Annotated in this window: 22 protein-coding genes; 19 read left to right on the plus strand and 3 right to left on the minus strand. The window is 31.2% G+C overall.

Features of this window, described 5'->3' with window-relative positions:
• Positions 1-2 precede the first annotated feature (2 nt).
• The 6 genes from rimM (at position 3) to BS101_RS08435 (ending at position 4,044) form a co-directional block, all read left to right on the plus strand.
• A complete protein-coding gene (gene rimM / locus BS101_RS08410; RefSeq protein WP_073538421.1) occupies positions 3-491 on the plus strand; it encodes a ribosome maturation factor RimM in 489 nt (162 codons plus the stop codon).
• Positions 482-1,216 (plus strand): tRNA (guanosine(37)-N1)-methyltransferase TrmD, encoded by a 735-nt coding sequence (trmD, locus tag BS101_RS08415; protein ID WP_073538422.1) that lies wholly within the window; start codon positions 482-484, stop codon positions 1,214-1,216. The genes rimM and trmD overlap by 10 nt, the downstream gene beginning before the upstream one ends.
• 161 nt (positions 1,217-1,377) lie before the next feature.
• Positions 1,378-1,725, plus strand: coding sequence for a 50S ribosomal protein L19 (rplS, locus tag BS101_RS08420; RefSeq protein ID WP_073538423.1), 348 nt, complete (start codon positions 1,378-1,380; stop codon positions 1,723-1,725).
• 51 nt (positions 1,726-1,776) lie between these two features.
• The gene (lepB, locus tag BS101_RS08425; protein WP_073538424.1) at positions 1,777-2,301 is read left to right on the plus strand and encodes a signal peptidase I; all 525 of its coding nucleotides are present in this window, start codon (positions 1,777-1,779) and stop codon (positions 2,299-2,301) included.
• A 14-nt stretch (positions 2,302-2,315) separates the two neighbouring features.
• Positions 2,316-3,158: a ribosome biogenesis GTPase YlqF gene (gene ylqF / locus BS101_RS08430; RefSeq protein WP_073538425.1), complete on the plus strand. Its 843-nt coding sequence runs from the start codon at positions 2,316-2,318 to the stop codon at positions 3,156-3,158.
• Between the two features lie 19 nt (positions 3,159-3,177).
• Complete coding sequence (locus tag BS101_RS08435; protein ID WP_073538426.1) at positions 3,178-4,044, plus strand: ribonuclease HII; 867 nt, start codon at positions 3,178-3,180, stop codon at positions 4,042-4,044.
• Positions 4,045-4,060: 16 nt separating this feature from the next.
• Here the strand turns inward: BS101_RS08435 and BS101_RS08440 are convergent, their stop codons facing one another.
• From BS101_RS08440 to BS101_RS08455, 3 genes are all read right to left on the minus strand, one after another.
• Positions 4,061-4,429, minus strand: coding sequence for a YraN family protein (locus BS101_RS08440; RefSeq protein ID WP_012101799.1), 369 nt, complete (start codon positions 4,427-4,429; stop codon positions 4,061-4,063).
• Between the two features lie 412 nt (positions 4,430-4,841).
• Positions 4,842-6,359 (minus strand): YifB family Mg chelatase-like AAA ATPase, encoded by a 1,518-nt coding sequence (locus BS101_RS08450; RefSeq protein ID WP_073538428.1) that lies wholly within the window; start codon positions 6,357-6,359, stop codon positions 4,842-4,844.
• Between the two features lie 69 nt (positions 6,360-6,428).
• Positions 6,429-7,247, minus strand: coding sequence for a TIM barrel protein (locus BS101_RS08455; protein ID WP_073538429.1), 819 nt, complete (start codon positions 7,245-7,247; stop codon positions 6,429-6,431).
• 340 nt (positions 7,248-7,587) lie between these two features.
• Here BS101_RS08455 and dprA point away from each other — a divergent pair, with 340 nt between their 5' ends.
• The 13 genes from dprA (at position 7,588) to BS101_RS08520 (ending at position 25,458) form a co-directional block, all read left to right on the plus strand.
• Complete coding sequence (gene dprA / locus BS101_RS08460) at positions 7,588-8,688, plus strand: DNA-processing protein DprA (RefSeq protein ID WP_073538430.1); 1,101 nt, start codon at positions 7,588-7,590, stop codon at positions 8,686-8,688.
• Positions 8,689-8,953: 265 nt separating this feature from the next.
• Positions 8,954-11,047, plus strand: coding sequence for a type I DNA topoisomerase (topA, locus tag BS101_RS08465; RefSeq protein ID WP_073538431.1), 2,094 nt, complete (start codon positions 8,954-8,956; stop codon positions 11,045-11,047).
• Between the two features lie 327 nt (positions 11,048-11,374).
• Positions 11,375-12,151: a GTP-sensing pleiotropic transcriptional regulator CodY gene (gene codY, locus BS101_RS08470; RefSeq protein WP_073538432.1), complete on the plus strand. Its 777-nt coding sequence runs from the start codon at positions 11,375-11,377 to the stop codon at positions 12,149-12,151.
• 165 nt (positions 12,152-12,316) lie between these two features.
• Entirely contained in the window at positions 12,317-13,021 is a 705-nt protein-coding gene (gene rpsB / locus BS101_RS08475; protein WP_012101806.1) for a 30S ribosomal protein S2, read from the plus strand.
• Positions 13,022-13,242: 221 nt separating this feature from the next.
• Positions 13,243-14,163: a translation elongation factor Ts gene (gene tsf / locus BS101_RS08480; protein WP_073541196.1), complete on the plus strand. Its 921-nt coding sequence runs from the start codon at positions 13,243-13,245 to the stop codon at positions 14,161-14,163.
• Positions 14,164-14,261: 98 nt separating this feature from the next.
• Positions 14,262-14,975, plus strand: coding sequence for a UMP kinase (pyrH, locus tag BS101_RS08485; protein WP_073538433.1), 714 nt, complete (start codon positions 14,262-14,264; stop codon positions 14,973-14,975).
• 18 nt (positions 14,976-14,993) lie between these two features.
• Positions 14,994-15,551 (plus strand): ribosome recycling factor, encoded by a 558-nt coding sequence (gene frr, locus BS101_RS08490; RefSeq protein WP_073538434.1) that lies wholly within the window; start codon positions 14,994-14,996, stop codon positions 15,549-15,551.
• Between the two features lie 69 nt (positions 15,552-15,620).
• Positions 15,621-16,385, plus strand: a complete 765-nt coding sequence (locus BS101_RS08495) for an isoprenyl transferase (RefSeq protein WP_073538435.1) — start codon at positions 15,621-15,623, stop codon at positions 16,383-16,385.
• Between the two features lie 216 nt (positions 16,386-16,601).
• The gene (locus tag BS101_RS08500; RefSeq protein ID WP_073538436.1) at positions 16,602-17,408 is read left to right on the plus strand and encodes a phosphatidate cytidylyltransferase; all 807 of its coding nucleotides are present in this window, start codon (positions 16,602-16,604) and stop codon (positions 17,406-17,408) included.
• 221 nt (positions 17,409-17,629) lie between these two features.
• Complete coding sequence (locus BS101_RS08505; RefSeq protein WP_073538437.1) at positions 17,630-18,787, plus strand: 1-deoxy-D-xylulose-5-phosphate reductoisomerase; 1,158 nt, start codon at positions 17,630-17,632, stop codon at positions 18,785-18,787.
• Positions 18,788-18,814: 27 nt separating this feature from the next.
• The gene (rseP, locus tag BS101_RS08510; protein ID WP_012101813.1) at positions 18,815-19,825 is read left to right on the plus strand and encodes an RIP metalloprotease RseP; all 1,011 of its coding nucleotides are present in this window, start codon (positions 18,815-18,817) and stop codon (positions 19,823-19,825) included.
• A gap of 39 nt (positions 19,826-19,864) precedes the next feature.
• Entirely contained in the window at positions 19,865-20,914 is a 1,050-nt protein-coding gene (gene ispG, locus BS101_RS08515; protein ID WP_073538438.1) for a flavodoxin-dependent (E)-4-hydroxy-3-methylbut-2-enyl-diphosphate synthase, read from the plus strand.
• 221 nt (positions 20,915-21,135) lie between these two features.
• On the plus strand, positions 21,136-25,458 hold the full coding sequence (locus BS101_RS08520) for a PolC-type DNA polymerase III (protein ID WP_073538439.1): 4,323 nt from the start codon (positions 21,136-21,138) through the stop codon (positions 25,456-25,458).
• Positions 25,459-25,707: the final 249 nt, after the last annotated feature.

Below are 25,707 nucleotides of genomic sequence, written 5' to 3' on the forward strand. Positions count from 1 at the left end.
CTATGAAAGATTTTATAACGGTAGGACAAATAATAAATACTCATGGACTAAAAGGAGAACTAAAAGTATACCCTTTAACCGATGATATTAATAGATTTAAGGAACTAAAATCTGTATATGTAGAAGGTATATTGAAAAGTATAACTGGATGTAAGCTGCAGTCTAAAAAGGTTATTCTTAAAATAGAAGGTATAGATTCCATAGAAAAAGCTCTGGAGTATAAGGGCAAATATTTAGAAGTATCTAGAGAAGATGCAGTTAAACTAGAAGAAGGAAGATATTTTATTGTTGATATAGTAGGATGTAGAGTAATAGATGAAGAAGGAGTTTTTTATGGAAAAATATCAGAGGTAATACATACACATCATAATGATGTTTACTGGATAAAAGGGGATAATGAACTTTTAATTCCAGCCATAGAGGACGTAGTTTTAAAAGTAGATGTAGAAAAACAGGAAATAATTATAAAGCCGGTGGAAACATGGATGTAAAAATAGATATATTAACCCTTTTTCCAGAAATGTTTCATATATTTAATTATAGTATAATTGGAAGGGCTATTGAAAAAAATATTTTAAGTATAAATACTTTTAATATAAGGAATTTTACCCAAAATAAACATAGAAAAGTAGATGATTATCCCTATGGGGGTGGTTCTGGAATGATAATGACTGCCCAGCCTATTGTGGATTGTATAAATAGTGTAAAAGCTCAAAATAAGGGTAATGTAGTGTATTTAGGACCTAGAGGTAAAATTTTCGACCAGTCTATGGCAAAAAAACTTTCAAGAGAAAAAGAACTAATATTTTTATGCGGACATTATGAAGGGGTAGATGAAAGAGTTTATAGGCATATAGACTTAGAAATATCTATTGGAGATTTTATAGTGACTGGTGGTGAAATGGCTTGTATTCCTATTGTGGACAGCATATGCAGAATGATACCTGGTGTACTTTCAAGTATTGAAAGTTATACTGAAGAATCTTTTTATAATGGGGTACTTGAATATCCACAGTATACAAGACCAGAATTTTTCAGGGGAGATAGGGTACCTGAAGTTCTCATATCTGGTCATCATAAAAATATAAGGAAATGGAGAAGGGCAAAGTCACTTATATTAACTAAAAGTAAACGCCCGGATTTATTTGAAAGAATAGAGCTATCCAAAGAAGATAGAGAACTAATAAAATTATATGAGAATGGATATACTGATTAAATAGTTCCTATTATAATTTAAGTTATAATCACAGATTTAAATTATATATTGAAAAAAAAATATGGTTGTGATAAAATTCTTTTTGTGTCATACGGGCGTTCCTCTGTCTATGAATATTACAAGATAAGAGCGTTTAATAATTGTTTAGGAGGTTATGCACAATGTTAGATATAATAAAGCAAATAGAATCAGAATATATAAGAACTGATCTGCCTAATTTTAACATAGGGGATACAGTAAAGGTTCATGTAAGAATTAAAGAAGGAAATAGACAGAGAGTACAGGTTTTTGAAGGTATAGTTTTGAAAAGACAAAATGGTGGTGTGAGGGAAACTTTCACGGTCAGAAGAGTTGCTTACGGTGTAGGTGTTGAAAGAACATTTCCTGTTAACGCTCCTATAATAGAAAAAATACAAGTAGTAAGAAGAGGTAAAGTAAGAAGAGCCAAATTATATTATTTAAGAGATAGAGTAGGTAAAGCGGCTAAGGTAAAAGAAATATTAAAATAAAAGAGGGGCTTTATAAAGTCCCTCTTTTGTATGTTAAGGTGGTGTAGAAGTGTGTTGAAGGAATTGATAGAACTTGGCAAATCTGTAGTGATAGCTATTATAGCTGCATTTTTAATTATAACTTTTGTATTTGAAACGGTAAGTGTAGATGGGCACTCTATGGATCCTACTTTAAACAATAAGGATCGTTTAATTGTGGAAAAAGTAAGTTACTATTTTAGAGCACCAAAAGCTGGGGATATAGTGGTAATAAAATATCCTGCAAATCCTAAAGAAAAATTTATTAAAAGAGTAATTGGGGTAGGTGGAGACAGGATAAAAATTGAAAATGGAAATCTTTATGTAAATGATGTACTTAAGAAAGAATCTTATATATTAGAACCCATGTTAGGTGATTTTGATGAGGTTACAGTACCTGAAAACACTGTATTTGTAATGGGAGATAATAGAAATAATAGCAGAGACAGTAGATTTTCCGATGTGGGATTTGTAGATTATAAAATGGTAGTGGGAAGGGCAGCCCTTAGAATATATCCTTTTAATAGGATGGGGAACTTAAGTTCAGTTGTAAATTAGAGGAGAAGAAATATATGGCTATAAATTGGTTTCCTGGACACATGGCTAGGACTAAAAGAGAAATAAAGGAGAGCTTAAAATTAGTAGATGCTGTCATAGAAATAAGGGATGCCAGGATAATAAGAGCTAGTAAAAATCCTGATATAGAGAATATCTGTGGCAGCAAACCTAGAATAATATTGTTAAATAAAAGTGATTTAAGTGAAGAAAGTATAACCAAGCAGTGGATAAGTTACCTTTCTGAAGATAATGTGAGGGTTTTAGCAGTAAATTGTAATACAGGCCAGGGTCTTAAAAGCATAAGGTCTATGTTAAATGAATTATTAGAAGAAAAGCATAATAGAATGAAAAAAAAAGGTGTTGCCAAAATAGTTGATAGAGCTATGGTAGTGGGAATACCAAATGTAGGTAAATCCTCCTTTATCAATAAAATGGCAAAAAGTAGTATAGCTAAAATAGGAGATAGGCCTGGAGTCACAAAAAGTAAGCAGTGGATTAAAACTAAATTAGGAGTAGAACTTATGGACACACCCGGTATATTGTGGCCTAAATTAGAAAGTGAGGAAACACAATTAAATTTGGCTTTTACCGGTGCCATAAAAGATGAAATTATGGATATAGAAAATCTGGCATTAATGCTTCTTAAAGTATTATGCAGGGATTATCCTGATAGAGTAATAAATAGGTATAAATTAGATGCATTAAGTGAAGAACCACTGGAGAATATGAATAACATAGCAAGAAAAAGAGGTGCTATATTATCTGGAAAAGAAATAAACTATAATAGAGTGTCTATTATGCTTTTAGATGAATTCAGAGGAGGAAAATTAGGGCCTATTTCTTTAGAAAAACCATAGTTATTGAGGAGTAATGGTAATGTATAAAAGTAGTGAAAATATAAATAGGCTTACTGAAGAAATAGAAAATTCATTCTGGGATAATTTGGAAAAATTTAATTTTGAAAAGATAAAAAGAGAAGTTACTAATTTAAAAAAAGAGTATTTTAGTTTTGAAGATCACAACATATTTATAAAGATCTTAAAAAGACTAAAGGCAGATAAGAGAAAAAATGTCAATGGATTATATTTGAATTTTTATAAATTTCTTTTGAATCAAAAAAAGGAAATTGAAAGAGTAAAACAAATGTACAATTTTGATAAATATTTTGGGAATTATATATATGTAGCTGGAACAGATGAAGTAGGAAGAGGGCCTTTAGCAGGTCCTATAGTTGCAGCTGCAGTTATACTTAATTTGAATTATGTAGAAGATAAAAATTTAATTTTAGGTGTAAAAGATTCTAAAAAACTTACTCAAAAGGCTAGATATGAATTATCACAGACTATAAAAGAAAAGGCTTTAAGCTATAGTATTGCAGTTATAAATAACAAAGAAATAGATAAGAGGGGAATTTCCTGGTGTAATAATGAAGTTTTAAGAAAAGCTGTATTGGGCTTGAAATTACCTGTAGAGTTGGTTTTATCTGATGGGTATGCTGTTAAGAATTTACCAGTTCGTAATGAATTTGTAATAAAAGGGGATTCAAAAAGTGTAAGTATAGCATCAGCTTCTATTATAGCTAAAGTCTATAGGGATGAACTCATGAGAGAGTATTCAAAGGTTTATACTGAATATAATTTTCAGAGTAATTCAGGTTATGGAACCAAGGAACATATTGGTGCCATAAAGAAGTACGGCACCTGTAAAATACATAGATTGAGTTTTTTAAGAAATATAGTATAAGATAAAACATATAAAGTTATATTTGAAAAGCATCTTTAATAAGTTTTATAGATGGAACATCATTATAAGTATTAAATATAATTTCTATTACGTCAAATCTGAAATTAAATTTAAATAATTTCTTTCTCAGCATATATATATTAGCTGCTTTGTAGATTTTAAGGCGTTTAGGATAATTCACAGACTCACAGGGATTTCCATATAATTTTCCATAGCGAGACTTAACTTCTATAAAGCAAATATAATCACCATCTTTTCCTATAATGTCTATTTCACCTACTTTACATCGGAAGTTTCTTTCAAGTACAGTATATCCTATTTGATTTAAATAATTTTTAGCAATATCTTCGCCCAGGGAACCTATATCCTTGTTAAAAGAATGCATAAATTTTCCCCTTTCATTTCCAACCTTTTTTATTATTATATCATTTGTAATAAAAATTTGCATTATTCACCTATTATTTTTTATTCAGTAAACTTTTGAATCATTTGATTCTAATTGCACTAGAATTTAAGTTATGTATTAGATTAGGTATGTATATATTTATGCAAATTAATAAGAAAAATATAGAAATTACGCTTCCAATGCTTATAATATCCATGTTATTAGTTCTTACTCCAATTAGAAACAATACAATTCCGAGCATTAATCCTAGGATTACAAATGTAAAATACATAAAACCACCCTATTTCTATAAAATTTGTATTAAATGACTTTTATTACATATATTATACAGTTATTGTAAAATAAAATAAAGATTTTTTCAGAGATTTCTATAAGATTTAATAGATTTTACTTATAAAAAATCCTCATTTATAAATTTTCTATAGTATAGGGCTTCTTTTATATGAATTTCTTTTATTTGTTCACAATCATTTAAATCAGCTATGGTTCTGGATATTTTTAGTATTTTACTATAAGCTCTAGTGGTTAAATTATATTTGATATAAATTTTTTTTATTAACTCTATGGATCTTTTATTAAGTTTACAGTATTTTCTTATAAGTGAGATGTTCATATCTGAATTATAGTATATATTTTCTTTTTTAAATCTTTCTTTTTGGATATCTCGGGCATTTTCTACTCTTTTTTTTATATTTATGGAACTTTCTCCTTTAGAATAATTTTCAATATACTTGAAATCGATGGGATTTACATATGTAAATAGATCTATTCTATCTAAAAAGGGTCTAGATAATTTTGATATGTACCTTTTTCTCTCATGTTCAGTACAAGTACAGGGCCTATTGGAAGAAAAATTTCCGCAGGGACATAGATTAGTGGCCAAAATAGTTATAAAATTACATGGAAAAGTAACGGTACCAGAAGATCTGCTTATGGTTATTTTTTTATCTTCTAAGGGCTGTCTTAAAGCTTCCAATACATTTTTTTTAAATTCTAATATTTCATCTAAAAATAGTATTCCATTGTGAGCTAGGGATATTTCACCAGGCATTAGATTTTTTCCTCCTCCTACTAGAGAAACAGAAGTGCTTGTGTGATGAGGACTCCTAAAGGGAGGAGTTTTAAGCAGCCCTTCTTTTTGTGGTAAATTTCCACTTACACTATATATTTTTGTAACTTCTAAGGCCTCCTTATAGCTTAGATCAGGTAATATGGAAGGCATTCTTTTAGCCAGCATGGTCTTTCCTGACCCAGGAGCACCTGAGATAAGTATATTGTGATTTCCAGCAGCGGCAATTTCCATAGCCCGTTTACAACTTTCCTGTCCTAATACATCTGAGAAATCAGGTAAAAATTGTTTTTTGGAATATGTTTTTTTATAGTTGTAGGGAAGCAGATCTCTGTGTTCTATAAAATAGACTACTTCCTTTAGATTTCTAAAGGCATAACAGTTACTTCCCTTTATTGAAGAACATTCTTCTGCGTTATTTATAGGAACTATAAAATTTATTATATTATTTTTTATACCTTCCATTGTTATTGGAAGTACCCCTCTTATCTTATTCAAGTCTCCGCATAGGGAGAGCTCTCCCATTATTAAAAATTTTTGTGAATCGTGAAAATTTATTTGATTTGTGGCAATTAATATTCCAAGGGCTATAGGTAAATCGAATAGAGAACCTACCTTTTTTATGTCTGCAGGAGCTAGATTAACTGTTATTTTTTTTACAGGAAATTCAAATCCAGAATTTATAATAGAAGTTCTTACCCTTTCTTTGGATTCTTTTACTGAAGTATCTGCAAGACCCACTATATTAAAAGATGGAAATCCCCTTTTCACATCTACTTCAACTGATATAATATTTCCCTCTATACCTAAAAAAGAAGCTGTATTTATTTTAATAGCCATTTTATGTTATCACCTCTGGCTAATTCTTGACAATAACTTACCATTTTAATCTTCTAGATATAAAAAATATTATAATTTTTCATATGTGTTTTTTAGCATCAAAGCGTCCTTTTCAAGCATAGGACTTTCACAGATTATACATCCCTTTGCTTTGAATTTTTTTAGACTTCTTAAACATTCTACATAATTGAAATCACTTTCAAGAAAGGGTAGATGATTCCTCTCCCCTTTTTCACTATAACGAATGCCAGATATATGTATATGCATATCATTTAAAGCTTCCTGTCCAAGTCTTTCTTCTACATATTGGAGAATCTGTTTAAAATCATCATAATTTTTTAATGCACCATTATATCTAGCATGAATATGGGCAAAATCTATGCAAAGTTTACAGGAAGGTACTTCTAGGCATAGAGAAACTAATTCTTCTAAACTGCCAAATTGGCTGCCTTTACCGGTGGTTTCCAGACGATAATCTACATTTTCATGGGGAAGCTTAAGCAAATTTCCTTTTATGGTATTATAAGTATCTTCTTTAGAATCTTTTAAATAAAATCCAGGGTGAAATACCAAGCTTCTTCCTTGAATTTTAGATAGTGCAGAAGCACCTTTTATAATTCTTTCTAGCGATTTCAGTTGTTTTTCTTCCTCATCTGCATTTAAATTTATGAAATATGACCCGTGAGCTGAGAGATAAAAATTATGCTCTATTTTTTTATTTAATATGGATTCTTTATTTTTATCTGTCACATTTACAGAACGGACAAAAGGCAGTTCCATGGCATCAAGGCCCAGGTAAGCCAGATAATCTATAGCAGAAGAATAATTGAATTTAGTGCTGCCATCTCCAAGTGGAAGTCCTGATATTCCAAATAATAACTTATTCATATTTAATCTCCTCAATCAAGTGATTCTTAGGTTCAGTTGGAGTTTTCTATAGAGAAATGCTATTCTCCAGCTGAACCTTATTAACAGTATTCTTAGTGTCTTTAGCACTTAGAATACGTTATCCTTTAGCCAGGTGCGTAGCAGTGCTTATCTTCCATTTTGAAGAAGATGGGAGTATTAGCACTGGTAGCATTCGGATAAAATCTTTTATTTAATAGTTAATATAACATATAAAAACTTCCTATGTAAACTTAAGCTGATATTTTATTGCTTAAGAATAAAATATTTGAATTGTGAGCATAATCTTTACATAATTATACATGGAGGATGTGAATAATATATGAATATATATGATCTGTGGTTTGCCTCTGCACGGATGTCTAATAAAATAAAAATTGATATTATAAAGAGGTTTTCTGATATACAGGAAATATATGAGAAAAATATTTATGATAATAATTATATATATTCTGTTAAGAAAAATGACAAAATATATATGGAATTTAAAAAAGCATGGGATAGAGAACAATTGCAAAATCTAATGGAATATTGTCTTAAGCAAAGCATTAAAACTGTAAATTTTTATGAAGAAGATTACCCGGAAAGGTTAAAAAATTATGGTGATTCTCCACCAGTTTTATTTTATAAAGGGAATATTAAGAATTTAAATAACAATTTAAATGTTGCATTGGTAGGCGCTAGGGATTGTAGTTTTTATGGAGAAAATATAACTTCATTAATAAGCAAAGAAATCTCTATAAATAATATTAATGTAATAAGTGGCATGGCAAGAGGAATTGACAGCTGTGCTCATAGAGCTTCCATAGAAAGTGGAGGATATACCTGTGGAGTACTTGGATCAGGGGTAGATGTAATATATCCTTCGAAAAATAAAAGATTATATGAAGATATTTTACAGAGGGGTTGTGTATTGTCTGAATTTATCCCTAAAACAAGGCCCTATGCTTATAATTTTCCTTTAAGAAATAGAATTATAAGTGGACTTAGTGATGTTATAATCATTGTGGAGGCAGGAGGTAAAAGTGGAGCTTTAATAACGGCTGGCTGTGCGCTAGAACAGGGTAAGGATGTGATGGCGGTACCGGATTCTATATTTTCTCCTAAAAGTAGGGGAACAAATAGGCTTATAAGAGATGGAGCTCATGTGTTTACATGCCTGCAGGATTTATTTCAATTATTATCGCTTTCTTATGTAAATAAAAATTATAAAAAAGAGGATATATTAAATGATAAAGAGGAAAAAATACTTAAAATTATAGGACAAATTCCTAGGAATATAGATGAAATATGTAGGATTACTAATATTGACATAAAACAATTATATGAGTTATTATTTGAATTGCAGTTAAAAAATAAAATAATATGTCTTTCTGGTAACTATTATGTAAAAATTGAAAGTAGTAGAAGTATTATGGATTAAGGTATATTTATTTAAATGAAGAATAATATTTAGTTAATTAAAGAGACTATAAAGTGATTCAGAGGTTTAGGTGGAGTTTGCTCATTAAGGATGCTTTTTTCCATCTAGCCCTTAGAAACACTTATCTAAAGGCATAGCAGTGCCCATTCCACATTTTGAGGAAACCAGGGGTGTTAGTTAATTTCAGCCTTATGATAAATATTAATGGGTAAAATAAGGGGGTGCAGTACTCTGGATTAGATTTTTACGATAACCAGAGCATAAAATGGGACAAAAATTAGTTATAGTTGAATCACCGGCAAAAGCTAAGACCATAGGAAAATATTTAGGCAAGAATTATGTAGTAGAAGCTTCAATGGGCCATGTTAGAGATCTTCCCAAAAGTCAATTGGGAGTTGATATAGATAATGATTATAATCCTAAATATATAACTATAAGAGGAAAAGGGGAAATCTTAGATAAACTCAGAAAGCAGGCAAAAAAGAGTGAAAAAATATATTTAGCTACAGACCCAGATAGAGAGGGAGAGGCTATTTCATGGCACTTATCTCATGTTCTGAAATTAGATGAGAATGAAAAGTGTAGAATAGAATTTCATGAAATTACTAAAAATGCTGTAAAAAATTCTATAAAATCTGCACGAGAAATAAATATAAATTTGGTTAATGCTCAACAGGCTAGAAGAATATTGGATAGGTTAGTAGGATATAAAATAAGTCCAATACTCTGGAGAAAAGTTAAATGGGGATTAAGTGCAGGTAGAGTACAATCTGTAGCACTTAAGATGATATGTGAGAGAGAAAAGAAGATACTGAGTTTTGTACCTGAAGAATATTGGACTATAGAATGTATGCTTCATAAGATGACCGAAAGCAAATGTTTTAATGTAAGACTTACTACTTTAAATAAAAAAAAGATTGAAATTTCTAATAAAGATGAAGCGGATAAGATCATCAAGGAATTGGAAAGTGGGGATTTTATTGTAAAATCCATTAAAAATACTTCTAAAAATAAAAATCCTCTTCCTCCATTTATTACAAGTACTCTTCAGCAAGATGCATATAAAAAATTGAATTTTTCCACAAAGAGAACTATGTCCATAGCACAACAGCTTTATGAAGGAGTGGACATAAAAGGCCATGGGACTATAGGTCTTATAACTTATATGAGAACTGATTCTGTAAGAATTTCTAAAGAAGCTCAACAAGTCTGTAGAGATTTTATAGTAAATCAGTTTGGAAAAGAATATGTTGAATCCACACCTAGGAATTTTAAAAGTAAGAAAAATATACAGGATGCCCATGAAGCCATAAGACCTACTAACATAGAGATAACACCAGATAAAGCCAAGGCAGATTTAAAACCAGATCAGTACAAGGTATACAAACTGATATGGGACAGATTTGTGGCCAGCCAAATGGCTTCTGCAAAAATTGATGTTACATCTATAGATATAGTTAATAATAATTATGGATTAAAAGTTGGAGGTTCTAAAATAAGTTTTTACGGGTTTATGAAAGTATATCAGTATGTAACAGAGGAAGAAAAATTAGATATAGTCCTACCAAAATTAGAAGAAGGAGAACTTCTGTTAAAAAAATCCATAGATGGAAAACAACATTTTACACAGCCGCCCGCTAGATTTTCAGAAGCATCCTTGGTAAAAACTCTTGAAGAAAATGGTATAGGTAGACCTAGCACCTATGCTCCTATTTTATCTACTCTTTTAGATAGAAAATATATACAAAGGGAAAAGAAGACTTTGATTCCAACGGAACTTGGAGATATAGTAAATAATATAGTTAGTGAATACTTTAAACAGGTAGTAGATGTGGAATTTACTGCTGAAATAGAATCTAAACTAGATAACATTGAAGAAGGAAAGGATAACTGGACTAAAGTAGTAGGAAAATTTTATGAACCTTTAAAAAAAGCTATTGAGATAGCAGAAAAAGAAGTTGCAAGAATTACCATAGAAGATAAAGTCACGGATGTAAAGTGTGACAAGTGTGGAAGAAATATGGTTATAAAACATGGGAGATTTGGAGATTTTCTAGCATGTCCAGGTTATCCGGAGTGTAAAAATACAAAACCTATAGTAGAAGAACTGGATGTTAAGTGTCCTAAATGTGGAGAGAAGATTTTAGTAAAGAAAAGCAGAAAAGGTAGAAAATTTTATGGATGTAGTTCTTATCCAGACTGTGATTTTGTAAGTTGGCTAGAACCCACAAATGAGCAGTGTCCTTTGTGTCACAGTTATATGGTTAAGAAATATAGCAAATCAAAAGGAAATTATTTAGAGTGTTCTAATTCAGAATGCAAACATAAAGAGTACAAAGAGTTAGAAGATAATAAGTAATATATTTTATAAAAAAGTCTTCCTTATAAAAATTATGTAAAAACCTTGGTGAATGTTTAAATAATTTTCCAGGGTTTTTAAACTTCTAACCGGTATATGTCAGTAAATCATAGTTGAATTATAATAATTATTATGTTATCATAATTAATGGATAAAATATAATTCTAAATATTTTAAAAAGTCAAAATTATTAGCACTATGGTTTAAAAAATTCTTTTTATCAGTATTAACAAGATATACATTTTTCAAATATTTTTAAGTAAGGTTTTAATTGATTAATCATTTAGGTATATAAAATAAATTCTAGTGGCAATGAGGAGGATATAAATGTCAACATTATTAGATAAAACAAGAAAACTCAATAAGATATTACAAAAATCAGGGGTGGAACCGGTAGTTTTTGATGATATATGTAAAATATTGAGTGAAGTTTTAGGCTGTAATGTCTATGTCATAAGCAGGAAAGGAAAAGTATTGGGGTATAATTTCCCAGATGGTTTTGAATGTAGTACAGTAAAAAATAAGATAATAAGTGAAATGAGATTTCCAGAACAGTACAATAATAGATTGCTGAATGCCCATGAAACCCTTCCGAACTTATCAAATCATGGAATTTGCGTTTTTGAAGATGGAACTCCTTGTGATTTGGAGGATAAAGTTACAACTATAGTTCCTATAATAGGGAATAGGGAAAGATTAGGTACTCTATTACTTGCTAGTTTTGGAGAAAAGTTTACAGATGAGGATTTAGTTTTGGGAGAGTATAGTGCAACTATAGTAGGTCTTGAAATATTAAAGTCTAAAAATGATGAGATTGAAGAAGAAGCTAGAAAAAAAGCTGTAGTTCAACTAGCAATTGGAACATTATCTTATTCTGAATTAGAAGCTGTAGAACATATATTTAACGAGTTAGATGGAAAAGAAGGATTGCTTGTAGCATCTAAAATAGCAGATAAGGTTGGAATAACTAGATCTGTAATAGTTAATGCACTTAGAAAGTTTGAAAGTGCAGGAGTAATAGAATCCAGATCTCTTGGAATGAAGGGAACTCATATCAAAATATTAAATGATAAATTGTTAGATGAATTGAAGAAGATAAAATAATTTTATCGTGGTTAAATATTGTAATTTTTATTGAATAGATGTATACCATGTGGTATACTACATAAGGTATTAAAATACACACATTATCTAATTTATAAGTAGGTGCCCCGTGGGTTGATTTGTAAATATGAAGATAATGGAGGAAAAACCTAGGAGGGAAATATAATGTCAATTATTTCAATGAAACAATTATTAGAATCTGGTGTTCATTTTGGCCATCAGACTAGAAGATGGAATCCTAAAATGGCTTCATATATTTTTACTGAAAGAAATGGAATCTATATAATAGATTTACAAAAGACAGTAAGAAAAATTGAAGAAGCTTATGAATTTGTGAAGAAAATTGCATCTGAAGGGAAGGACATATTATTTATAGGTACCAAGAAGCAGGCACAGGAAGCTATTAAAGAAGAGGCTAAGAGAAGCAATATGCATTATGTAAATAATAGATGGCTTGGAGGTATGCTTACTAATTTCTTAACTATAAGGAATAGAATCGGGAAGTTAGAAGAATTAGAAAAAATGGAAGAGGATGGAACGTTTGAAGTTCTTTCAAAAAAAGAAGTTATAAAATTAAGAAATGAAAAGCAAAAACTTGAGAGAAATTTAGGTGGAATCAAGGCTATGAATGCAGAAAATGTAGGTGCATTGTTCGTAGTTGATCCAAGAAAAGAAAAAAATGCTATTTCAGAAGCTAAAATTTTGGGTATTCCAGTAGTTGCTATAGTAGATACAAACTGCGATCCAGATGAAGTTGATTATGTTATACCTGGTAATGATGATGCAATAAGGGCAGTAAAATTAATTACATCTAAAGTGGCAGATGCAGTAATTGAAGGAAGACAAGGGGAACAATTAGCTGAGGAGTAATTTAACTTATAGAAGTTTTATATATTAGGGTCAAATACAAGTTAGGAGAGGAGTTGAAAAACCGTTGTTGGCAATTTTTATAATTGCCAGGTAGGGTGTTATGCATCCGAATTTAAGCCCTGGGAGTACGGGACCAATGGAAAGCACAGCTTTAAAATACTATGAACAGGGAAGTAAATGTAAGATTTTTAAAAATCTTATGTTACATGACGGATATATTTATGATAACTGCACAGATGGTAAAGGAACTTAGAGAAAGAACTGGAGCAGGGATGATGGACTGCAAGAAAGCTTTAAATGAAGCAGGTGGAGATTCAGAGAAGGCTATTGAAATATTAAGAGAAAAGGGATTGGCAGCTGCAGCTAAAAAATCTGGCAGAATAGCTTCTGAAGGATTAGTCAAGACATATGTTTCAGAAGATGGGAAGGTTGCTTCCATAGTAGAAGTAAACTGTGAAACAGATTTTGTAGCGGTAAATGCGGATTTCGTAAATTTTGTAGATAATTTAGCAAAACAGATTTCTTTGTCTGAGTCCACTACAGTAGAGGAATTAAGTGAGGAAAAGTATATATCAGATGATAGTAAAACCGTAAGCGAAACATTAGTAAATTTAATTTCAAAACTTGGAGAAAATATGGCAATAAGAAGATTTGAGAGATTGGCTGTTTCAAAGGGTTTAATTGAAAGTTATATACATGGTGGCGGAAGGATAGGAGTTCTTGTTAAACTTGAATGTGAAAAAGAAAGTGAAATTTTAAAAGAAGTTGCAAAAGATGCAGCTATGCAGGTTGCTGCAACTAATCCGTTGTTTTTAAGTAAAGATACAGTAGATGGCGCTACTTTGGATAAAGAAAAAGAAATATTTAAAGTTCAAGCATTAAATGAAGGTAAACCTGAAAAAATTGCTGAAAAAATAGTTATGGGTAGAGTTCAAAAATATTATAAAGAGAATTGTTTAATTGAACAACTATGGGTAAAAGACTCTGATTTAACTATTGACAAATATTTAAAGAGCAAGTCAAAAGAAGTGGGAGCACCTATAAAAATATCTAATTTCATAAGATTTGAAAAAGGTGAAGGTATAGAGAAAAAAGAGGAAGATTTTGCTGAAGAGGTTAGAAAGCAGATAGAGGGTAAATAGTAACTTAAAAGAGGACACTGCGTGTTCTCTTTTTTAGGGTGCTAAAAAATATTTTTTTATTGTAGTTTCACTTTACTATAGTTTGGAGGTATAATATAATGTGTAATCCTATATACAAGAGAGTAATGCTGAAACTTTCAGGAGAAGCTCTTTCAGGGGATATTGGATATGGAATAGATTTCGATATAACAAAAAGTATAGCCACTGAAATAAAAAAGTTGATATCAATGGGAGTGTCAGTAGGAATCGTAGTTGGTGGAGGAAATATATGGAGAGGAAGAAGCGGCAAGGGAATGGATAGGACCACAGCAGATTATATGGGAATGCTTGCTACATGTATAAATGCTTTGGCGCTTCAGGATTCACTTGAAGATCTAGGCATAAACACAAGAGTACAGACGGCCATTGAAATGAAAGAAGTGGCAGAACCCTTTATAAGAAGAAGAGCTATGAGACATTTGGAAAAGAACAGGGTAGTAATATTTGCAGCAGGTACAGGAAACCCTTATTTTTCTACGGATACCACTGCGTCCCTCAGGGCAGCGGAAATAGAAGCAGAAATTATATTACTTGCCAAAAAAGTAGACGGTGTTTACGACAAAGACCCTTATAAATATAGTGATGCTAAAAAATTTGACAAATTAACTTATATTGAAGTACTTGAAAAGGGACTTCAGGTTATGGATTCTACAGCTACATCGCTTTGTATGGATAACGACATACCTATTTTAGTATTTGGACTTGATAAACCGGAGAACATAAGTAAAATTGTTCTTGGGGAAAAAATTGGTACGCTTGTTTGTAAAGAATAGAAATAAGGAGGTATTTTTATGATTAAAGATATTTTAAATAAGGCAGATGAAAAGATGAATAAGACTGTAGATGTTTTAGTAAAAGAACTAGCTTCTATGAAAGCAGGAAGAGCTAATCCTGCCATATTAGATAAAATAGAAGTGGAGTATTATGGTGCAATGACCCCTATAAGTCAATTAGCAGGCATATCTGTTCCTGAGGCTAGAATACTTGCCATACAACCATGGGATAAAAGTGCATTGAAATCTATAGAAAAAGCAATATTGAAATCTGATCTTGGTATAAATCCATCAAATGATGGAGAGATAATAAGACTTATAATACCTGAGCTTACAGAGGAAACGAGAAAAAATATAGTTAAGAACATAAAAAAAACCGGTGAAGATTCAAAAGTGGCTGTAAGGGGAATAAGAAGAGAATGTAACGATAAATTTAAAGCTTTAAAAAAGAAAAATGATATTTCCGAGGATGAAATTAAAAAAGGTGAGGAACAAATACAGAAAAAAACTGACATTTTTATAAAGAATATAGATGCAATACTTGAAAAGAAAGAAAAGGAGATTATGTCATTATAATTAGATTTTAAAACCTGCCAATTTGCAGGTTTTTATTAAATATAAATTTTAATGAATGGAGATATATTCATGTTAAAGTTCTTTAATTCTCATAGGAGTAAAAAAAATGAAGATGAAAAGGTACATATTGATTTAAATAATATTCCATCACATATAGCTATTATAATGGATGGAAATGGAAGATGGGCCAAGAAAAGAAATCTTCCAAGAGTTATGGGACATAAAGCAGGAGTGGAGGCCATAAGGGAGATTGTAAAAGAATGTAGTAATCTAAAAGTGAAGTATTTAACTCTATATGCTTTTTCCACAGAAAATTGGAAAAGACCTAAAGAAGAAGTTAGTTCCCTTATGAATCTCTTAGTGGAATATTTAAGAAGAGAATTTAAAGAGTTAAATGACAATAATGTTGTAATAAATTATATAGGCAATATACATAAGTTACCTTCTTTGTGTGAAAAAGAATTGATTACATCTAATAAAAATACAAAAAACAATACAGGATTAAATTTAAATTTGGCACTAAACTATGGCGGAAGAGATGAAATAGTTAGAGCATTTAAACTTATGTATGAGGATATAAATTCCGGAAAAATCAGTAAAGATAATATAACTGAAGATACTTTATCTGGGTATTTGTATACAAAAAATATGCCTGATCCTGATTTAATAATAAGACCTAGTGGAGAACAACGTTTAAGTAATTTTCTTTTATGGCAGTGTGCATATTCTGAATTTTGGTATTCTGATATAAATTGGCCGGACTTTAAAGTTTGGCACCTTCATAAAGCTATTTTCGATTATCAAAATAGGGATAGAAGATTTGGAACTGTATAATAGTAAAATATATTTATCCAAAGGCTAAAGTTAGCTGACACTCCCAAACTTCTTAAAAGTGAAGGATGAGTACTGCCATGCCCTTGGATAAGTTCTTTTAGAGTTCAGATGAAGAAAAGTATTTCTTTTATAAGCAAATTTCATCTGAACATCTGAATCACTTGATAGTTTTTTGACTGTTGATATTTTTATATACCTTATTATGGAGGTGGAGTAGTGAATAATAGATATTTGGGAGCTGTTACATTAATACCTTTTGTTTTTATATTATTTTTAGGTGGTATTTATTTAAAATATGGTATTATGATAATTTCTCTTGTAGGAATGTATGAATTTTACAAAGTAACAAAAACTAAACGTTTAAATCCAATAAATATAATAGGATATCTACTATGTATAATTTATTATATAAGTTTAAAGACAGAAGTAAATTATAAATTTTTATTTTTTACTATTATAGTGTCCATTTTTATGCTTTTATGTGTTCTGGTTGTAGATATAGAATATAATTTTTTAGACATAGCTGTCACTTTATTTGGATTTTTATATATAGCCTTATTTTTTAGTACGATAACTCTGGTAAATAAGGGTTTGTATGGGAATTATATGGTATGGCTTATAGTTATATCTGCATGGTGCTGTGATACTTGTGCCTATTATACAGGCAAGTTTTTTGGGAAAAAAAAGCTCTGTCCTAAGGTGAGTCCTAAAAAAACTGTAGAAGGAGCTATTGGAGGAGTTATTGGAAGTGCCATAGCATGTTGTTTATTCGGGGGCTTTGCCATTATAATGGGAATACCTATGCCCTTATACCACTATATAATATTAGGTATATTAAGTGGCATATTTTGCCAATTTGGAGATTTGGCTGCTTCCTCCATAAAAAGATATACAAAAGTAAAAGATTATGGTAATTTAATACCGGGGCATGGGGGTATTTTAGACAGATTTGACAGCATACTTTTTTCTGGAGTTGTAGTATACTATTACTTAGTGTTTGTTGCAGCTATTTATGTATATTAAGATTTGTTATTTAGGGAGATTTTTCATATAGATGGAAGATCTCTCTTTTTGTCTTTAAGCTATTATGCTTATGAACCCATATTATTTTGAGAATATAATAAAATATTGTAAATTATATGTAAATGATAAGGTTATTTATTTTATAACATAAATATGGTATAGTTAATCATATTAAAATTATGTTTGGTTTGTAGTTGTATTTAGTATAAGGAGTTGTTACAATGAAAAAAATTTCTATACTGGGTGTTACTGGCTCTATAGGCACTCAGGCTTTAGACATATTGAGAAAGGATGAGGAAAACTTTAAGCTTGTAGCAATATCTTCCCATAGTAGTGTAAACAAACTTTTAGATATAGTAGATGAATTTAATCCTTCCTATGCGGTATTAACTGAAAGAAATGCTTACTTAAAATTTAAGGATCATTGTAGTAATAAAAATTTAGATACCAAAATATTATTTGGAATAGATGGGTTAAATACCATAGCCGCTTTGCCGGATATTGACATGGTGCTTACTTCTGTAGTTGGAATGGTAGGGCTGGTTCCCACTATAAAGGCAATAGAATCAGGTAAAGATATAGCGCTGGCTAATAAAGAAACACTGGTAGTAGCAGGAGAGTTAGTTACAAAATTAGCAAAAAAAAATAATATAAAGATATTTCCTGTGGATTCTGAGCATAGTGCCATTTTTCAATGCATTAAAGGAAATAACTTTCAGGATATAGAAAGATTGTATCTCACTGCTTCTGGAGGACCTTTTAGAGGAAAGACTAGAGAACAGCTTTTGAATGTCACCGTAAAAGAAGCATTAAATCATCCCAGCTGGAAAATGGGAAAAAAACTTACTATAGATTCTGCTACTCTCATGAATAAAGGACTGGAAGTTATAGAAGCTCATTTTCTTTTTGATATGCCTTATGAAAAAATAAAGGTAGTAGTTCATCCCGAAAGTATAGTTCACTCTATGGTAGAATATAAGGATGGAAGCATTATGGCACAGCTTGCCAGTGCCGATATGAGACTTCCTATACAGTATGCATTAAATTACACTAAAAGAAGAGAAGCTTTAGTAGATAGGCTTGACTTTTATAATATGAAAAATCTAAGTTTTGAAAAACCTGATATAGATACTTTTAAACCGCTTAAATTAGCATATGATGCAGGAAAAATTGGAGGTACAATGCCTGCTATACTAAATTGTGCCAATGAAGCAGCGGTGGAACTTTTTCTTCTTAATAAGATTAAGTTTTTAGATATAAGCTATATATTAGAAGAGTGTATGAATAAATTTACCTATTCTAACATATACACTGTAGAAGATTTACTACATATAGAAATAAAAGTGAAGAAATATGTAAAAGATAGATTTAGTAAATAAAAGAAATATGATTAGGAGGAATACCACTTGTATATAATATTAGCTATAATAGCGTTTGGTGTGTTAATTATAATTCACGAACTGGGACATTTTATATTAGCAAAATTAAATGGTGTAAAGGTAGAGGAATTTTCCATAGGTATGGGACCTAAGCTTTTTGGAATAAAAGGAAAGGAAACTGAGTATCTTATAAAACTTCTTCCTATTGGAGGTTATGTTAAAATGCTTGGTGATGAAGGAAAAAGTGATGATCCAAGGGCCTTTAATAATAAAAGTGCTGTTAGAAAACTTAGTATTGTAGCAGCAGGACCTATAATGAATTTTATATTGGGTATAATATTGTTTTCTATTATAGCTTCTGCTAGAGGATATCTCTCTCCTGTAGTAAGTAAAACCATCTCTAATGGACCGGCAGCTATGGCAGGAATTAAGTCGGGAGATAAAATAACCAAAGTCAATGATTCCAAGATATCCACCTGGGAGGATTTTGTTACAGAAATATATACCACTGCAGGAAATCCAATCAATATAAGTTATGAACGTAAAGGAATAACAAATCAAGTAAATGTAACTCCAATAAAGGATGAAAAGGAAAATAGGTATATTGTTGGAATTGAAGGCACTCAGGTAACTAATCCTACCCTAGCCCAATCCATGTCCTATGGAGTTATAGAAACTAAGTCACTTATAAAACAGACATTTAGTTTTTTTAAAACATTATTTAAAGGAAAGGCATCTATGAATGATGTAGGAGGACCTTTGACCATAATAAAAATTTCTGGTGCGGCAGCAAAAGCAGGTATATTGAGTTTATTGGCTTTTTCAGCCTACATAAGTATACAACTTGCCATATTTAATATAATACCATTTCCAGCTTTAGATGGAGGGTATATATTGCTATTTTTATTTGAAATAGTAACAGGCAGGAAAGTAGATGATAACAAGGTAGGTATAATAAACTATGTGGGTTTTGCTATACTTATGGCTCTGATGGTATTAGTCACTGTAAAAGATATATTTTATCCTATAAAATTTTAGTTTTTATTTAAACTCTAATATTTTAAAGAAGGTGAAAAGGTGAAAAGGGCAAATACTAAAGAAATAAGAGTAGGAAAGGTGGTTATAGGAGGTAATGCTCCTATAGCTGTGCAGTCGATGACTAATACGGATACAAAAAATACAAAGGCTACCATAGAACAAATACATAATCTTAAGAAGGCAGGGTGTGATATAGTAAGATGTGCAGTACCGGATATGGAAGCCTGTGATGCCTTAAAAACTATTTTAAAAGAAGTGTCTATACCGCTGGTGGCAGATATACATTTTGATTATAAGTTAGCTATTAAGTCCATAGAAAATGGAGTGTCAGCTCTTAGAATAAATCCAGGAAATATTGGGAATATAGATAAAGTAAAGATGGTGGTGAAATCAGCAGGAGAGAGAAATGTTCCAATTAGAATAGGGGTTAATTCAGGCTCCTTAAAAAAAGATATTTTAAATAAATATGGCAGGGTATGTGCTGAAGCACTGGTGGAGAGTGCGCTAGAGCATGTTAGGATATTAGAGGATATAGGATTTTATAACATAGTTATATCCATAAAATCTTCAAATGTAAATGACATGGTACAAAGTTACAGGCAAATATCTAAATTAGTAAGGTATCCACTTCATCTTGGAGTAACAGAAGCAGGAACTTTGTGGAGGGGTACTATAAAATCTAGTGTAGGCGTAGGAACTCTTTTGATGGAGGGAATAGGAGATACTATAAGAGTTTCTCTTACAGGAAATCCCGTAGAAGAAGTTAGAGTAGGCAGGGAAATATTAAAAGCATGTGGACATCTAAAAGAAGGAATAGAATTTATATCCTGTCCTACCTGTGGGAGAACAAAAATTGATTTAATTAAGATAGCTGAAGAAGTAGAGAAAAAACTTTCTAATGTGGATAAAAACATAAAGGTAGCTGTTATGGGATGTGTGGTAAACGGACCAGGAGAAGCAAAAGAAGCAGATATCGGCATAGCAGGAGGCATGGGAGAAGGACTTATATTTAAAAAAGGAAAAATATTGAGAAGGGTAAAAGAGGAGAATTTAGTGGATGCACTTATAGAAGAAGTGAAAAATATTTGATTTTTAAATAATGTATTGTTTAAAAATTCGCTCTCATATACCATCTTTTGGAGTTATCCGAAGGCTACCATCGCTAAACCCCCATCTTCTTCAAAAGTGGAGGATAAGCGTGACTAACGCCTCTGGATAAGTTCTTCTAGGGCTCAGATGGAGAAAGGTATTCCTTATAAGCAAACTCCACCTGAACCTCTGAATCACTTGATAGGTTGAGGAGGTAAAGAATGGGTGTGGATATTGTAAAGATGCTGCAAGAGGATTTGGATTTAGACAGTAACACCATGACAGAAAGTATAAAACTTTTAAAAATACAGTATCTCAAAAAGAGTAATAAATTAAAGGTAATAGTGAAGTCACAAGAAAGCTTGGATTCTCGTATACAAAGTAAAATACGGGATATAATTAATAAAAAATTGGGAGGCTTTTGCAGTATAGAACTTATATGTTATAAGGATATATCTAATATATGCTTAAAAGATATAAGTGAGGTTCACTGGATTGAGCTTACAGGCATAATGGCTTCATATATTCCTGTATGCAGAGAATTTTTAGAAAAATGTTCTAAGGAAGTAGAGGGAGATCTGCTTAAAATTTCTACCGGAAATGAGTTTATATGTAATTTACTTAAAAATAAAAATATAGAAAAACTTATGTGCAGAACTATAAGGGATTTATTTGGTGTTGAATGTTCTGTAGTTGTAAATTATGATAAGGCGTTGAACATTAAAGATTATTTGGAGAAAAGCGAAAGAGAAGAAAAAAAATATATAGAAAGTATTTTTAAATATAGGGATGAAAAGTTTAGAAAATCCAGTGATATGTCTTCTGCAGCAAAAAAAATTGAAGAACATAAAGGGGTAGATAGAAAAGAAAATTGTCATGAGAGAAGCCCTGTAATTATAGGAAAAGCTATAAGCGGAGTTCCTGTGGAAATTGTAAGTATAACTGATATATCTAAGACAGTTATAATAAAAGGAGACATATTTAAAAAAGAAATTATAGAGACCAAGACGGGAAGAAAAATAGTTACTTTTTATATAACTGACTATACAAGTTCTATTACAGTGAAGTTTTTTCCAAAGCCTAAAGATGTAGATAGAATAATAGAGGAAATAAAAGAAGGGCTCTATTGTATGGTCAAAGGAGAAGCTGTAAATGATATTTATGCAAGAGAGTTAGTCATAATGGCTAAGGATATAGTAAAAATTCACAAAGAAGAAAAAATGGATACCTCAGAAGAGAAAAGAGTGGAACTTCATCTACATACTCAAATGAGTGCTATGGATGCAGTTAGTTCTGCATCGGATCTTATTAAAAGAGCGGCTCTGTGGGGACATAAGGCTATTGCAATAACGGACCACGGTGTAGTTCAGGCATTCCCGGAAGCTATGGAAGCGGCTAAAAAGAACAACATTAAAGTTATATATGGTATAGAAGCATATATGGTGGATGATGGTATTCCTATTGCTGTAAATGGAGATGAAAAAACATTAGATGATACTTTTGTAATTTTTGATATTGAAACTACAGGTTTCTCTATGACAAATGATAATATAATAGAAATAGGTGCCATTAAAATAAAAGAAGGAAAAGTAATAGGTAATTTTAGTGAGTTTGTAAATCCAGAAAGGTCGATACCACTAACTATTACACAACTTACCGGTATCACAGATGAAATGGTACAAAATTGTGAAAATATAAAAGCTATTCTGCCTAAATTTATGGAATTTATAGATAATTCTGTAGTGGTGGCTCATAATGCTAATTTTGATGTGGGATTTATAAAAAAGAACTGCATGGAGTTAAATTTAAAATTTAAAAATCCAGTTATGGATACCATACCTCTCTGTAAATTTTTATTTCCAGAGCTTAAAAAGTTTAAATTAAATGTAATTGCAAAACATTTAGATATATCTTTAGAAAATCATCATAGAGCTGTAGATGATGCGGGAGCTACTTGTGAAATACTTTTAAGATGTTTTAAAATGCTCAAAGAAAAAAATATTTTGAACCTTGGAGATTTAAATAAAGAATTTTTGAGTAATATAGATGTTAAAAAACAGCCTATGTACCACCTTATAATATTGATTAAAAATCAGATAGGACTTAAAAATTTATATAAAATGGTATCTCAATCCAATTTAAATTATTTTTTTAAAAAACCCCGAATGCCTAAAAGCATTATTATAAAACATAGAGAGGGTCTTATAATAGGAGGAGCCTGTGAAGCAGGTCAAGTGTATAAAGAGGTACTTGGAGGTAAAAGTGACAGTGAGTTAAAGGACATACTAGACTTTTACGACTATTTGGAAATACAACCTTTAGGAAATAATTTATTTATGGTAAGAAATGGTCTGGTAAAAGATATAGAACAATTAAAAGACATAAATAGAAAGATATGTGACCTTGGAAGTATTAATAACATCCCTGTAATAGCTACAGGAGATGTACACTTTATGGATCCTAAAGATGAAATATTTAGACGTATAATAATGGCAGGCCAGGGATACTCAGATGCAGATAATCAACCCCCTCTCTACTTTAGAACCACAGAGGAGATGCTTTCCGAATTTGAATATTTAGGCGAAAAGAAAGCAAGAGAAGTTGTGATTGAAAATACTAATAAGATTGCAGATATGATAGAAGAGGTAAAACCTATACCTGATGAAACTTTTCCTCCGAAAATAGAAGGAGCAGAAGAAGAAATTAAAAATATGACTCTTAAAAAAGTGCATTCTATATATGGGGATAATCTGCCAGAGATTGTACAGGAGAGATTGGATAAAGAGTTGAATTCTATAATAAACAACGGATATGCTGTACTTTATCTTATTGCACAGAAATTAGTGGAAAAATCTTATAAGGACGGGTATCTGGTGGGTTCCAGAGGTTCTGTGGGATCTTCTTTTGTGGCAACTATGTCTAATATTACAGAAGTTAATGGACTTCCGCCTCATTATGTGTGTCCAAATTGTAAATACAGTGAGTTTTTTACGGATGGTTCCATAGGCTCTGGAGCAGATCTGCCCGATAAAAGTTGTCCTAATTGTGGTGAAAAACTTATGAAGGACGGTCATGATATACCTTTTGAAACTTTTTTGGGATTTGCAGGGGATAAAGAACCAGATATAGACTTGAACTTTTCAGGTGAATATCAACCTGTAGTACATAAGTATACGGAAGTTTTATTTGGAAAAGATCACGTATTTAGAGCAGGAACTATAGGTACTATAGCAGAAAAAACTGCTTATGGATATGTTAAAAAATACATAGCAGAGAAGAATATGGTGCTGCCTCAGGCTGAAATAGAAAGACTTACAAAAGGGTGTACTGGAATAAAGAGAACTACGGGACAGCATCCTGGAGGAGTTATGGTAGTTCCAGATGACAATGATATACACAATTTCACACCGGTGCAGCATCCTGCAGATGATAACAGTACAGAAATAATAACTACTCATTTTGATTATCACTCTATAAGTGGAAGATTGTTAAAGCTTGATATACTGGGTCATGATGATCCCACTGTACTTAGAATGCTTCAGGATTTAACAGGACTTGATCCTAAAACCATACCTCTTGGAGAGTCAAAAGTTATGAGTTTATTCACTTCTCCAGAGGCCCTTGGAGTTAGTGAAAAGGAAATCGACTGCTCTGTGGGAACTTATGGGCTTCCGGAATTTGGAACAAAGTTTGTAAGACAGATGCTGATGGATACCCATCCAAAAACTTTTGCAGATTTAGTGAGAATTTCAGGGTTATCCCATGGCACGGATGTTTGGCTTAACAATGCCCAGTATTATATAAAGGAAGGCTACACTACATTGCAAGACTGTATAGCTTGCAGAGATGATATAATGATATATTTGATTCAAAAAGGTCTTCCCCCTAAAACGTCTTTTACAATAATGGAAATAGTGAGAAAAGGGAAGGGACTTAAAGAAGAACATGAAGCTATAATGAGAGAACATAATGTGCCTAATTGGTATATTGAATCCTGTAAAAAAATAAAATACATGTTTCCAAAAGGTCATGCAGTAGCTTATGTAATGATGGCAGTTAGAATAGCATATTTTAAAGTATACTATCCCAAGGCATATTATGCTGCATATTTTACTGTAAGGGCAAATGAGTTTGATGCAGATATAGTAGTTCAAGGGGAAGGCGCCATAAAGAAAAAAATGGATGAGCTCTATGCTCAGGGCAATAATTTAACGCAAAAGGATAAAGGCCTTCTTACCATATTGGAACTGTGTTATGAGATGAATAAAAGAGGAATAAAATTTTTAAAGGTAGACTTGTATAAATCTCATGCTACAAAATTTTTAATAGAAGAAAGTGGAATAAGAGTTCCGATGAATTCTCTGGCAGGGCTTGGGGAAAATGCTGCTAAAAATATAGTAAAAGCCAGAGAGGAAGGAGAATTTATATCTAAGGAGGATTTAAGAATAAGGGCTAAAGTTTCTAAAACGGTAATAGATACTTTAAATAACCATGGATGTTTGGGTAATCTTCCAGAAACCAACCAATTATCTTTATTTATGTAAAATTGATATATCCTTTATATGTTAAGGCATATAATTAATAAATATATAAATAATCAGTGATTTAAAGTTCTGTATAATTTTTCTTGAAATACAATGTAGAGTGTGTTAGAATAAAAGTGGTAAATCTACAGCAATTTATTTGGTATGTAGGAGTGGGTTTGAGCCCGCTCTTTCTATTTGTCAAAAACGCAGCGAAAGTTGCGTTTTTAAATTATTAATGACTGTTAACATTTCTTAAGGGAGTGTGTA

This window comes from Clostridium kluyveri (assembly GCF_001902295.1).
In the GTDB taxonomy this organism is placed as follows: Bacteria; Bacillota; Clostridia; order Clostridiales; family Clostridiaceae; genus Clostridium_B; species Clostridium_B kluyveri_B.